The organism is Providencia sp. 2.29, assembly GCF_015832305.1.
Taxonomy (GTDB): domain Bacteria; phylum Pseudomonadota; class Gammaproteobacteria; order Enterobacterales; family Enterobacteriaceae; genus Providencia; species Providencia stuartii.
The window spans coordinates 1,220,943-1,233,976 of record NZ_CP065420.1 but is presented as its reverse complement, the minus strand read 5'-3'; the positions used below and the strand labels follow the sequence as shown (position 1 = coordinate 1,233,976).

Genomic DNA, 13,034 nt, shown 5'->3' with positions numbered 1-13,034 from the left:
CAAAATTGATGTTTTCTTAAATAAAATTTCACTATAAATATCATACACTTTTATTTATCAATTTGAATTAATTAACATCACTATTCGCATCCGTAAAGCCCTTCTCAAAGTTCGCGAATATGTAATGGTGGTTGCTGGTGAATAAATGCCGTTAGCTCTTGCTGGGATGGCGCTGCACTGATTGCCCCTTTACGTGTTGTCGCTAATGCACCACAAGCTGTTGCTTGTGTAATGACTTTCATTAAATCGCCATCATTATCACTCACTCCAAATTGGGCGATGGCCGCAAGCAATCCAGCCATAAAAGCATCACCAGCCCCCGTCGTATCAACACTTTCGACACGATATGCGCTAATGCCGATTTGATGAGTATGGGTTAATACCAAGCAGCCCTTCGCTCCCTGAGTGACAACTTTCAAACGGGCAGGATAACTCTTGAGTTTCTCTATTGCCCTATCCAATGTCACCTCCTCGACAAGCCACAATAACTCATCTTCCGAGAGTTTCAGTATGTCTGCCTGATAAGCAAATTCATCGACCTTGGTATGCATTTCAATAGGATCCGACCACATTTGAGGTCGAATATTAATATCAAAACTGAGTAATCCCCCTGCTTGCTGAATTTTATCAATTGCTTCATTTAATGATGCGCGGCAAACTGGATGAACAAGCGCTAACGAACAAAAATGCAGTATATCTTTTTCAAAACGCGGTAAATTTTTGTTACTGAGAAATTGATCTGCCGAAGGTGAAACTAAAAAGGAAAACTCACGTTCACCGTTTTCATGTAAAGACACTAACACCGTACTCGTGCGATACCGCTCATCAAATTCCATCGTGCTAGTATCAACACCGATATCAAATAACGTCTTTTGCATAAAATGACCAAAAGCATCTTCGCCTACGCGCCCAATAAAACCACTTGGTATCCCTAATTTTGCAACACCAGCAGCGACATTCACAGGAGCCCCACCAGCACAGGCTTCATATTGCATACTGTGCAGAGGAATTAAATCAACGACCGCATCACCTAAAGACCAAACTTTCATATTCACCCCATTCGAAGATTGAATGACTCGACATACAATTCTTACATTAACACAAATTAGTACTGGAAAACCCAGATTGTTAACGTTAACATTTAAAGCTTAGAGTATAAATAAAAGACAATATTAACGCACGTGTTATATCGCCTCATCCTATTTATGGATCAATGTGCATTACCTAATCTTTTTAACAATAAGCATTGATAAACAATCGGTACACATAAAGGAGCTATGATGAAACAACGTATTGAACAAGCATCGATAGCGCTTGAAACAGCGAGACAATCTCTAAACAAGCAATTTTATCCTGAATATCATCTTGCCTCTTATGCGGGTTGGTTAAATGATCCAAATGGGCTTGTTTATCATAATGGTCTATACCATGCTTTTTACCAACATCATCCCTACAGTTCAGATTGGGGACCAATGCATTGGGGGCATGCTACGAGTCAAGATATGCTCCACTGGTCACATCAACCTATCGCCCTCGCACCGGGTAATGACTATGATCGCGACGGTTGTTTTTCAGGCTCTGCGGTCAGTCATCATGGAAAACTATACTTATTTTACACCGGTCATATTTGGTTATCCGATGAAGGGGATGACAGCGAGATCTATCAAGCGCAGTGCCTTGCAGTGAGTGAAGATGGCATACATTTTGAGAAAAAAGGTGTCCTTATTCCTCCACCTGAAGGTTATATGCACTTCCGTGACCCAAAAGTTTGGTATCAAGATTCCCGTTGGTGGATGGTCGTTGGTGCAAGAGACCATTTAAATCAGGGGCAAATTCTCCTCTTTAGCACAGAGGATCTACTTAATTGGCCTAGTGAATACCAAGTTTTGGCTAAAACAGAAGATAAAAATGTTTATATGTGGGAATGCCCTGATTTTTTCCCTTTAGGCGAACAGTTTGTCACATTATTTTCCCCTCAAGGCAAAAAACCATCGGGTCATCAGTATCGAAACCGTTTCCAAAATGGCTATCTTGTGGGTCATTGGTCACCGCAACAGCCTTATGAAATAACTCACTATTTTACCGAAATCGATTTTGGTCATGACTTTTATGCGCCGCAAACTTTCTTATCTAAAGATGGACGGCGTATAGCGATTGCTTGGATGGATATGTGGGAAAGCCATATGCCATCAAAACCTCACGGTTGGTCAGGCTGCTTTACCATCCCAAGAGAGCTAACCTTGAACAACCAAGGTAAAATACAGGTAAACCCAATTAAAGAGCTGACATCGTTACGGCAAGAAGCTATTGAGATCACACCTTGTGTGTTAGAAAAAAATAGTGTGATTAAAATGTATGATGATGCCAAAACCTGTGAAATTGAATTAATTTGGGATTTACAGAATAGCCCGGCTGAAAAATTCGGTTTTTGGATTGGTAATGGTGCTCAATTCTTCATTGATGGGCAGACACAAACCTTAATGCTCACCCGCCACTATCCAGAATATGTTATTAGTGATTACCGCTGTGCGCCGTTACCACAAACCCAGTATCTCAAAATACGTGCTTTTATTGATAAATCTAGCATTGAAGTTTTTATCAATGAGGGGGAAATGTGTTTTACCAGCCGAATTTATCCGCAAGAAGGGGAGCGAGCTTTAACTTTATTTGCCATAAACCAGAAAGCCAAATTAATAAAGGCGACATTATGGCCACTGCATAAAGCGGTCGAATAACCACTTTTTAAGGATCGCGAATAAACCGTGATCCTTTCATTAAATTGATGAGCGCTCCAGAAGGTCACAAGAAACATACTGTGTACCTTCAATTTTTCGTTGTTCAATAATATGTAATGCGGCCTCCTGCCCTAACTGATAGTGAGGCAGCACAACCGTACTCAATGGTGGATAAAACAGCTCCCCAACCGCAATCATATTGTCATACCCCAATACGGCAACATCTTTAGGTATACGCAGCCCTTTGCTCAGCAAAACCTGATACGCTAAAAAAGCGATACGATCATTACCACATACCACAACATCAAAATCAGGTTTACCACTTTCACAATGCCTATTAATAAGGTCGATCACATCCAGATAATGTTCATCACCAAGCGCTAAGTGATATTGTTTTAATGCCTCTTGTGGTAACCCAGCCGACTTCCATGAAGATTCAACCGCTTCTCTACGGGTCTGTCCTGCTAATGTTTCTTTTGGAATATACAAACACAAAGGGCGTCGATAACCTTTTTCAATCAATTTGCACATTGCATGATACTGCCCGTGGTAATCATCAGGGATATAGGCAGGAAAATTCTGCTGTGGGTCAATACAGTTTGCCAATACAAGAGGATAAGTATGTAGCCCTTCTGGTATCGATACTTCTCTTAGCCCCATTGTTGTGTAAATGATACCATCCGGCCGCTGCGACAATAATTGTCGTACAGCACGCTCATTATCATCATTTGATGTGATATTGACCACAAAACTACTCCAACCAAACTGCCTTGCGGTCTGTTCTATTGAAAGAATAATTTCAACTGAGTAAGGTGTTGTAGCCGTATCAAGCGCAAGTACACCAACCGTGGATATTTTCGACCCCTTCCCACGAATTTTTCGAGCGGAAAAATCAGGAACATAGTTAAGTGTTTGAATGGCTTGCTGCACCTGTTTTAGGGTATCAGGTTTCAGAAGCTCAGGGTTATTGATGGCTCTTGAGACTGTCATCAATGAAACATTAGCAAGTCGAGCCACATCTTTTAAAGAAGCCATTACGTGTTTTCACTCAGCCATATAATAACGAATGAAAATTCTAACATGATAAGGATAAAAATCACCTACAGGAGTGATTAAATATATTTGTGATTATTACAAATGAAACTATACTAAATCTAGTATTAGAGCTTTTTATGACTACTATTTTACGATATTATCATTCCATTACATAAAAAAATTTTATAACATATCTAAAATATATAGTGAGATAAACAAAGTATACGTGTTTCTACTTACCATATAGTAAGATATTTATTATTTTTTACTTAATGACACAAACGTTAACCATTAACCCTACTTTTATATTAAATTTACCTAGTCGCGAAATATAATATAAATTAAGGTCGTTAAAGGTCCGTAAATACATTAATAATAAATCTAAAAAATTAGCAAGAAAATATTACCATTAGCTTACGTAGCAATCTGGCTCAACGTATTTTTCAAATTTTATATGAATATCAAATCAGTGTAACAGGAGTATGGTGATGAATAACACCATTCACGTAATCATAGAAAATGATAATGTCATTAAGAATAAACTGAAACTAATGATGGAATCTTTTGGTTTCAATTTTAAGTTCTATAATGACGAAGATTTATTTACAAGTAATTATACGTACCCTCAAGAAGAAGGAGCAAAAGAGTGTGTATTAATATTCCTAAACAGTGAAAATAATCATATTGGCAGATTGAATAATATCAATGGTTCATTAGGTATCATCCCTTTTATTATCCTATCAGAAAAGCCATCTGTAGAGCTTTGCCGTGAAAGTTTCAAATCCGGCGCATTTGATTTCTTTTCATTTCCATTTAAAGATTCGGATATCGCGCATGCTGTCAGCCATGCTATGGAATTGTTTGCTAATGAGCATTCTGAGCTCAAGAAATACAATAAATTAGCAGATAAATTTGATCGTCTTTCCAATCGAGAAAAAGAGATCATGGATATGATCCTAGAAGGTAACACGAGTAAGGAAACTGCTGAAAAATTAGCACTTTCGCCAAGAACGGTTGAAGTTCATCGCTCAAATATTTATACAAAACTCGGCATAAAATCGTTACCGCAATTAATACAAGAGTATGAATATATAAATACTTACTCTAGAAATTTATGACATCATTGATTATCAATGCACATTGTCGATAATATTAATTTAGCTATTTAGCTTTAATTAATTAAAAAATTTAACCATTAATATATTTTTATTTTGAATATTAAGGTTTTTACAGTTTTAATTGCTATAGGCCATTTTCATGGCTAGATTAGTTAATGTTCTGGGCTGCCACATGTAAACTTGCAATGTGTCAGCCTCCTTCGCCGATATCGTTAATGTTACTTAAGTGAATTATTATTTTCACCGTGAAATAATTTCGCATATTAGTTTTAAGTTATTTCACTTATCGCCCTCTTTCATATAAATAACCGCTTAGGTGCACTCAACTTTTCTTTTAAATTTAAGTTACTCCCCGTTAAATCCTATTCTCTAAAAATGCTCTTAATCTAAAAAAAACGGTTCAAAACTGACATCCAAGTATCAATGATTAGTCAATAATAATGCCGTTACTTCATTTTTCTTTAATTTTTGTATCAGTAAGCTGACACCATGAAAATTTCAGGAAAAGGGAGCAAACGTTTTTAAGTCTCGATCCTTGCCACACAGCAAACATCCACGAGCATTGGCTGGTTTATTTGCGCTTCCGCTAATATTTTGCACTTTTATTGCTCAATAACAGCCGAGGCGCTCTCTTTTTGCCGTAAAATTCCCTATTATCAAACGATACGATTGAACGCCACACTTTGGTAAAGGAGAAGGATATGATTGGTCTCATTATTGTTTCTCATAGTAAATTGCTCGCTGATGGGTTGCATCAACTTGCAGCGCAAATGCAAAACAAACAAAAGTGTCACATCATCACCGCGGCAGGTGTTGATGATGAAACTCACCCTATCGGCACAGATGCGGTGAAAGTGATGGAGGCAATCGAAAGTTTATCCGATGCCGAGCATATCATTTTATTAATGGACTTAGGCAGTGCACTACTCAGTGCAGAAACGGCACTTGATCTCATCGATCCAGATTTGGCAGAAAAGGTTCATTTATGTAGCGCCCCTTTAGTGGAAGGCGCCATAGCGATTACGGCCGCCGCATCGGGTGGAGCTTCAATTGATGAAATATTAAATGAAGCTCAACAAGCTTTACAGGCAAAACAGCAACAGCTAAATGACACCGTCACTACCACTGAGAATGAAAAAGACAAGCATACTCATTTTTCAGAGCAGGCATTAACAACCCAATGGGTGGTCAAAAATCCTTCGGGCCTACATATCCGCCCGGCGGCAAAATTAGCGACGTTGCTTTCTGGTTTTACAGCCACATTAGAATTACGTCATGGTGAAAAACGCGCGGATGCGAAAAGCATGAACCAAATTGCGTTATTACAGGTGCGTCAAGGTGACAAAATTACATTGGTTGCAGAAGGAGTAGATAGCCAAAATGCCATCGATGCTTTTAATCAGCTTGCCCAACACAATTTTGGAGATAACATCGCAACAACGGACAGCAAAACCTTTGTAGGGAAAACGGCCTATGTACCAACCGTAGCAGGGTTAGCTCATCACCACGCTCCAAACACTGAACTTTGCATTTCGTCTTATCAAACAAGTGAAAACGAAACCCGTAGGGCCACCAAAGCAATTGAACAGTTAAAAACGCACTTAGATTCTCTCGCTAATACACTGAACGAACAATATGGTGAAGAGATTGCCAATATTTTTCGAGGACATCGCTTATTATTAGAAGATGATGAACTTGTAGAATCAATCACACAAAGCATCGAAAATGAATGCAATACTGCCTATGACGCGATTTCCAACATATTCAACAATATGTCAAAACAGTATCAGCAACTAGACGATGAGTATTTACAAGCTCGATTTATTGATATTGAAGACTTAAAAAATCAGTTACTTATGTCAATATCATCTGTCGCACAGCCATCATGTGCTTTCACCGAGCCTACGATTATTTTAAGTGGTAACTTAGGCCCCTCTGAACTACTTCGCTACAGAAATACAAACGTAGTGGGTGTTGCTCTGGCAAATGGTTCCCCTTATTCCCATACCTGTATTATTGCGGCAAAAATGGGGCTACCGATATTAACGGATCTTGGCGACAACATTCACCAAATAGCTGAACAAACAAAATTACAATTATCTATTGAGACTCGCTCATTAATAGTGGCGTCATAAATGGTGAAACGGTGAGCTTCAACTACCACCACTGACAATTTCTGATAGATTCAACATAGGCCGCCGTAAAAATATACGGCGGTTTGTGTAACGACTCGAAAGGCTTTTATATCTCTTGATGATAACCATCAATTACAACCATTTTTTGCTCATTGTTTTTCATGCATAATGAGGCCGCTTTGAGTTAGTTACTTATATTCCTTAATATTAATGTCGTATTGCTTTAGTTTTCGCCAAAGCGTTGTTCTCCCCATATTCAAGACTTGATGCATCTCTTGGACCTTTCCACCACAAAGCCTTGCCGCTTCGATAATTGCCGCTTTTTCGACTTCCTGAATACTCAGCTCTCGGCGCTCTGTAGGTTGATGTTTTTCAAAAACCAACTCTTGCAAACATAAGTGACGCTTTATTTTCTCACTGATTTCACGACCAACAGCGTTTGCTAAGGCAAGTAGAATAGTGCTGTCAACCGTTTGAGAAGCAAACGCAACGATGGCAACTAATGCTCTATTTTCACAATAAATAGGGGCGAGATAATAAAAGGTTCCCTGTAACTTAACAGGATGAGTAAATAAGCTAAATAACGCTTCCTGAGTTGTACAATTTGATAATACGTTGGTAATAGCCAATGGTGCTGTCAGCATCTCACTTAACCACAACGTTTTTCCATTAGGCTCAATGAGTGAAGCATCGATAGTCATATCATTGATAGGAGCCAATCCGTTTTCGATAGCAAGACTGGCAAAATGAATTAACAACTCTGAAGAAATCGCCTTTGCCACTTCTTTTGATCTGGGAGAAATTACTGGAGATGATAAATCAATAGACATAGCCATCCTTATACATCCGTAAGTCATTCTCAAATTATGTCAATTTTTCATGAAATTTTAATATCACAAATCAAATAATACATGAATAGTTTTTTATCCTTTGATCTAGGACAATAACATTGATTATATCGAAATTAGATACTAATAATGCGGCTAAAAAAAGCCTGCTCGTTCAATTATTGAGCAGGCTTTTGTCTATTATCTTTTCACTTGGTGGTTATTCAGAGACAATTGAACCCCAGAGATCATACTCATCAGCATGCTCAATCAGCACATTAACAATGTCACCTGGCTTCACGTCAAATTCACCATTTAAATAAACCATACCATCAATTTCTGGGGCATCCGCCATACTACGACCAATTGCACCTTCATCATCGACTTCATCAATGATAACAGGCAATTTGCGCCCAATTTTTTCTTGCAACCTTTCTGTTGAAATTTGTTGTTGCAACTGCATAAAACGATGATAGCGCTCCTCTTTAACTTCTTCAGGAACCTGATCGGCTAGTTCGTTCGCTTTCGCGCCTTCAACTGGACTATATTTAAAGCAGCCAACGCGATCAAGGCGCGCTTCTTGTAAGAAGTCGAGTAACATTTGGAAATCTTCTTCCGTTTCCCCTGGGAAGCCCACAATAAAAGTAGAGCGTAAAGTTAATTCAGGGCAAATTTCACGCCAGCGTTTAATACGCTCAAGTGTTCTTTCGACCGCACCTGGGCGTTTCATGAGTTTTAAAATTTTTGGGCTAGCATGCTGCAATGGAATATCCAAATAAGGAAGAACTTTCCCTTCCGCCATCAATGGGATTACCTCATCAACATGTGGATATGGGTAGACATAATGTAAGCGAACCCACACACCAAGTGACGCTAATTGCTCACATAAGCCAACCATACTGGTTTTAACGGGTTTACCTTCCCAAAAGCCTGTACGATGTTTGACATCAACACCATAAGCGGAAGTATCTTGTGAGATCACCAGTAGCTCTTTAACACCTGATTCAACTAAGCGTTTTGCTTCATTTAGTACATCCCCAATGGCGCGACTATCTAAGTCACCACGCATGGATGGAATAATGCAGAATGTACAACGGTGATTACAACCTTCCGATATCTTCAAATAGGCATAATGTTTTGGCGTTAATTTAACACCTTGCTCAGGAACTAAGCTCAAAAAAGGATCATGTTCTGGTTTTGGCACATAATGATGAACATGATTGAGTACTTGCTCATAACTATGAGGGCCTGTAATTTCGAGTACTTTTGGGTGTACTTCGCGGATTTGGTTTTCTTTAGCCCCAAGACACCCTGTCACAATCACTTTGCCATTTTCATTTAATGCTTCACCAATCGCTTCAAGAGACTCTTGAACGGCACTATCAATAAAGCCACAAGTATTCACAATGACCAAATCAGCATCATCATAACTTGGTACAACTTGATAGCCATCTGTGCGTAGTTCAGTCAAGATACGTTCTGAATCGACAAGATTTTTTGGGCAGCCAAGTGAAACAAAACCAATTTTTGGCACCGGATTAGTATTTTGCGACATAACTCACTTCTTTTATTGTTTTAAAAAATGGGCTGGATTTTACCTGAAGTATAATAAAAATTGTACAAATTTTTAGCTATGAACATTGATTAGATTAAGCCATTTACCTCTTAAGGATTTTACCGCTATAAAATAGACATTATTAATACATCGTTATTTATTAGCTATCAAATTTGACTTATATTACCCTCTTCGATTCCATTAAAAAGGGTTGATGCTAAATACTGTTCGTTAAAATATGAAGAAAAATAAGAGCAAGAATAAGAAAAGCAACAGACGTAGAAATAACCATAGCTACAACAGCAATACTTTCAGTATAGATAGCATGAGTAACGACAATAGTATCAGTAACAACAATAACCCTTATGTTATCTTCGAAACGATAATTTACCCATTACCAAATGAACTAAAACGCCCTATAGAACCCGTAATTGGCCATGGTAATCAAGCAGTTATTTATTTTTTATGGCTATTTTTTGCATTGCTATATGCATTTACTTCTCTCATTTTATGGGAAGTTATCTTGGGAAAGTTACTTTTTATTACTATTGAGGCCATACTATTAGTTTCATTTTATGCTCTACTAAAACGATTAAGTAAAACTGTTGGTTACTTTTCTGTAGATAACGACGGATTTCGTATTATTAATACCCTATATCCAAACGGGAACATTGAAATACTCTGGGAAACTATTTGCACTGAGTATATTGTGCATATTAAAACAGGCGGTAGAAATCGGCCTGACTATCTTGTTTTTCAATATAAAAATGCCTCAAATGAGCGTAAAGAATATAAATTACCCATCGAAAACTGGCTTAACTATTCACTTTTCTCTCCAATAGAAAAAAGGAAGTGGATGCTCAAGGCGGTCCTTAAAGGACTTGCGAGAACTCCTGATATAAAAATCAATCAAAGTGTATTTACTAAACTCGATGTAAACCCAAAAACCTTTGAATTTGCACCATCAAAGAGAAGGGTAGAAAATATAGAGGCCATTATTATCTCAATCATAGTTTTAGGTCTTTCCTTTATATTATGGACATTTTTGTCCATAAACCTACCATTTTCATGGGCTTTAGGTTTGTTATTAGCTTCAGTTATCCCGATATTTATTGGATTGACTTTATTTATGAGTTGGCTTTATCCAGAAACTGTAAACAATATTAGCTATACCAATACAGATACCGATAACGTTAATAAATAATCACCTTAGCTGTCGCACTTTCCTCATTTGGTCTACCTAATGAAACGAATATAAACCACAAAGCCGAAAGCTATTCCCTATCAACTCTCGGCTTAAAAAACACTAACGATTTATTGAACGAGCAATACGTGAATAAGTATGCCGAACACCTCGGATCACAATACCATAATTTAAAATATTCTCTGGTAATGCAATACCGTTATAGCCCGAATCGCCGATATGATGCAGATCTGTTCCTGCCATTTTGCACATCAGCGCAATTTGGCGAATGGTTTGTATATCCGCCCCTTCTTGCGATGTCCCAATTGCCGTCATCGTTAATACCCCTTGTGAATGACAATAAGCCACCATTTTTTGCACAAATTCGGCTGAGATCCCCGGCACCGTTCCAGGGGCTGGTAATAAAATCACATCTGCACCGCTATCAATAAAACTACGAATATCCGTCTCGGTAATTAACTGCTCAGCAGATTCATTTAACACCCCCGCAGCATGCATTTTGCCCGTGACCAAGATAATATTTTCACCCACAGCCGCTTTAAGCTCTTTTAGGCTTAAATTAATTTCATGATTGGTGACGCCATTACCTGGATTTCCCGTTAATACAATAATATCCACTCCCATCTCTTTTAATTTGATGGCATTTTTTACCGTAGCTAATCGCCCTTCAGATATTTTCCACTGCGCATCTTGATGAGGATTATTAAAACCTGCGGGAACAGGCTCTAGATTCACGCCGATAGCTCGGCCAGTAAGGCGTTTTAACGTGCGGATGATCTCTGTTTGAGGTGTATTATCAGGAAGCCCTTGAACAACGGGATTATCCACATCAAAAATGTTTAATAGTAAAATGTCAGCACCTTGACTCGCTGCAAGTTCAGCATTTGTCACATTCATTAAAACAGGTTGAATAGTGCCAATAGTCTCAGAAACCACTAGGCGCCCTTCACTTCCTTTAATCGCTTCTAATAATGCCTTTTTATTCATATGCAGTATTTCAGAAGCCGTACAATCAAGATAACGTTTTTGCATACTTTACACCTTTATATATTCGTGGGGTGATAATAAACAAACTCTGTTCAATTCATCATGCCATAAAATCAATAAGCTGATTATATTCGATATAACAAGATATTTTTTAAAGAATAATAACTTTCTTACTGTAATTATTTTTTTAAAACTTTTCATGTATTTGGCGTTAAATGAAATTTTCAGCTTAAACTTTAACTTGAACAGCAGTAATAATAATGATTATCATTGCGCTTCCTATAATAAAATAATGGTAAGGACAAAATGATGAAACTCGCTTATCAAGCTGCTGTTTCGGGTTTAGCTCTATTCTCTGTGGCTGCTTTTGCTCAAGAATACCCTTTAGGCCAGCCCGTCATTAAAAATGGAATGGAAATCCAAGGTGTTTATCTACAGCCTATCACAATGGATACCGAAGAAGGACAACATGCAATGTCCCACCTTCCGGCCGATAAAGCAGATATCCATTTAGAAGCAGATATTCATGCGGTTGAAGATAACCCGAATGGTTTTGCTGAAGGTGATTGGATCCCATATCTCAGCATCGAATACACAGTAACTAAACTTGGTGACAAACCCCAAACCCAAACGGGTACTTTCATGCCAATGGTCGCAAGTGATGGGCCTCACTATGGCGAAAACATCAAGTTAGATGGTAATGGTAAATACAAGGTAACCTACAAAATTTATCCACCATCCTACAACAAACAAGTTGCCTTTGGTCGTCATATCGATAAAGAAACAGGCGTTGCTCCTTGGTTCAAACCTTTCGAAGTTTCATGGGAGTTTGACTATGCGGGCGTCGGCCGTAAAGGCAGCTACTAACCTACGAATCAATACTCTAAATCATTCGGGATGCAGCTAAGTGAAATGAATGTATCACAAGGATCATACAAACCTTTATGAACTGTGCGCATCAGCATCACTAATATCGCTGTTATTTAAACTTGAATATCGCGAGTGTATAGGGTTTAAGGGCTAGCCGCTGCTTAATTGCTGCGAATAGCCCTTTTACTTTTATTAAAGGTCACTTTTGTTGAGCTAAATGAAGATGAGAACACTACTAAGCCTTACTCTGCTTCTTTTTTCAGTGCTAATACCGAATACGGTTTTCGCAGCAGAAAAATTTACCGTCGAACTCGAAATGAAAAATGGTGACTTGATCCCACGAGTTCTCGAGGTTCCTGCCAAAACTATTATTCGGATCAAAATCACCAATACAGGCACTGAACCTGCAGAGTTTGAAAGCACCCAATTACGCAAAGAAAAAGTGCTCGCTCCGGGGGCTAGCTCTGTTGTCGTCATTGCACCTCTAAAACCAGGAAGTTACACCTTTTTTGATGATTTTCACCTGTCTCACCCAAAAGGTGAGATCATAGCGAAGTAGTAGGATAAT

General features: G+C 38.4%; 10 protein-coding genes and 1 pseudogene. 6 read left to right on the top strand and 5 right to left on the bottom strand.

All coding sequences use genetic code 11. From position 1 onward, the window contains the following. Nucleotides 1–104 precede the first annotated feature (104 nt). The gene (locus I3B46_RS05530; RefSeq protein WP_163761956.1) at nt 105–1,049 is read right to left on the bottom strand and encodes an aminoimidazole riboside kinase; all 945 of its coding nucleotides are present in this window, start codon (nt 1,047–1,049) and stop codon (nt 105–107) included. Between the two features lie 231 nt (nt 1,050–1,280). Here I3B46_RS05530 and I3B46_RS05525 point away from each other — a divergent pair, with 231 nt between their 5' ends. Further along, nucleotides 1,281–2,735, top strand: a complete 1,455-nt coding sequence (locus I3B46_RS05525; RefSeq protein WP_104872909.1) for a glycoside hydrolase family 32 protein — start codon at nt 1,281–1,283, stop codon at nt 2,733–2,735. 39 nt (nt 2,736–2,774) lie between these two features. Here the strand turns inward: I3B46_RS05525 and I3B46_RS05520 are convergent, their stop codons facing one another. Further along, a complete protein-coding gene (locus tag I3B46_RS05520) occupies nt 2,775–3,770 on the bottom strand; it encodes a LacI family DNA-binding transcriptional regulator (RefSeq protein ID WP_036941349.1) in 996 nt (331 codons plus the stop codon). Nucleotides 3,771–4,258: 488 nt separating this feature from the next. On the opposite strand from I3B46_RS05520, the gene I3B46_RS22325 reads away from it, so the two are divergent. After that, nucleotides 4,259–4,888 (top strand): response regulator transcription factor, encoded by a 630-nt coding sequence (locus I3B46_RS22325; protein WP_014656595.1) that lies wholly within the window; start codon nt 4,259–4,261, stop codon nt 4,886–4,888. A gap of 701 nt (nt 4,889–5,589) precedes the next feature. Further along, nucleotides 5,590–7,023, top strand: coding sequence for a dihydroxyacetone kinase phosphoryl donor subunit DhaM (gene dhaM, locus I3B46_RS05510; RefSeq protein WP_042116772.1), 1,434 nt, complete (start codon nt 5,590–5,592; stop codon nt 7,021–7,023). A gap of 188 nt (nt 7,024–7,211) precedes the next feature. Here dhaM and I3B46_RS21725 read toward each other — a convergent pair. Together I3B46_RS21725 and rimO are read right to left on the bottom strand one after the other, a co-directional pair. Further along, nucleotides 7,212–7,349 (bottom strand): annotated as a pseudogene (locus I3B46_RS21725) (helix-turn-helix domain-containing protein); the annotation flags it as partial. A 721-nt stretch (nt 7,350–8,070) separates the two neighbouring features. Beyond that, entirely contained in the window at nt 8,071–9,405 is a 1,335-nt protein-coding gene (gene rimO / locus I3B46_RS05500; RefSeq protein ID WP_004922699.1) for a 30S ribosomal protein S12 methylthiotransferase RimO, read from the bottom strand. Nucleotides 9,406–9,643: 238 nt separating this feature from the next. Here rimO and I3B46_RS05495 point away from each other — a divergent pair, with 238 nt between their 5' ends. After that, on the top strand, nt 9,644–10,609 hold the full coding sequence (locus I3B46_RS05495) for a hypothetical protein (RefSeq protein WP_163761955.1): 966 nt from the start codon (nt 9,644–9,646) through the stop codon (nt 10,607–10,609). 102 nt (nt 10,610–10,711) lie between these two features. Here the strand turns inward: I3B46_RS05495 and I3B46_RS05490 are convergent, their stop codons facing one another. Further along, nucleotides 10,712–11,641, bottom strand: coding sequence for a DUF7916 family protein (locus I3B46_RS05490; protein ID WP_004922707.1), 930 nt, complete (start codon nt 11,639–11,641; stop codon nt 10,712–10,714). 264 nt (nt 11,642–11,905) lie between these two features. Between I3B46_RS05490 and I3B46_RS05485 the strand changes: the two genes are divergently transcribed. Next, entirely contained in the window at nt 11,906–12,463 is a 558-nt protein-coding gene (locus I3B46_RS05485) for an iron transporter (RefSeq protein WP_014656600.1), read from the top strand. Between the two features lie 226 nt (nt 12,464–12,689). Continuing rightward, entirely contained in the window at nt 12,690–13,025 is a 336-nt protein-coding gene (locus I3B46_RS05480) for a cupredoxin domain-containing protein (RefSeq protein WP_014656601.1), read from the top strand. The last annotated feature ends 9 nt before the right edge of the window (nt 13,026–13,034 follow it).

Excerpts from the sequence above, each read along its gene's own strand:
- I3B46_RS05530 (WP_163761956.1), bottom strand. The coding sequence starts at position 1,049 with ATGAAAGTTTGGTCTTTAGGTGATGCGGTCGTTGATTTAATTCCTCTG.
- I3B46_RS05525 (WP_104872909.1), top strand. The coding sequence starts at position 1,281 with ATGAAACAACGTATTGAACAAGCATCGATAGCGCTTGAAACAGCGAGA.
- I3B46_RS05520 (WP_036941349.1), bottom strand. The coding sequence starts at position 3,770 with ATGGCTTCTTTAAAAGATGTGGCTCGACTTGCTAATGTTTCATTGATG.
- I3B46_RS22325 (WP_014656595.1), top strand. The coding sequence starts at position 4,259 with ATGAATAACACCATTCACGTAATCATAGAAAATGATAATGTCATTAAG.
- dhaM (WP_042116772.1), top strand. The coding sequence starts at position 5,590 with ATGATTGGTCTCATTATTGTTTCTCATAGTAAATTGCTCGCTGATGGG.
- rimO (WP_004922699.1), bottom strand. The coding sequence starts at position 9,405 with ATGTCGCAAAATACTAATCCGGTGCCAAAAATTGGTTTTGTTTCACTT.
- I3B46_RS05495 (WP_163761955.1), top strand. The coding sequence starts at position 9,644 with ATGAAGAAAAATAAGAGCAAGAATAAGAAAAGCAACAGACGTAGAAAT.
- I3B46_RS05490 (WP_004922707.1), bottom strand. The coding sequence starts at position 11,641 with ATGCAAAAACGTTATCTTGATTGTACGGCTTCTGAAATACTGCATATG.
- I3B46_RS05485 (WP_014656600.1), top strand. The coding sequence starts at position 11,906 with ATGAAACTCGCTTATCAAGCTGCTGTTTCGGGTTTAGCTCTATTCTCT.
- I3B46_RS05480 (WP_014656601.1), top strand. The coding sequence starts at position 12,690 with ATGAGAACACTACTAAGCCTTACTCTGCTTCTTTTTTCAGTGCTAATA.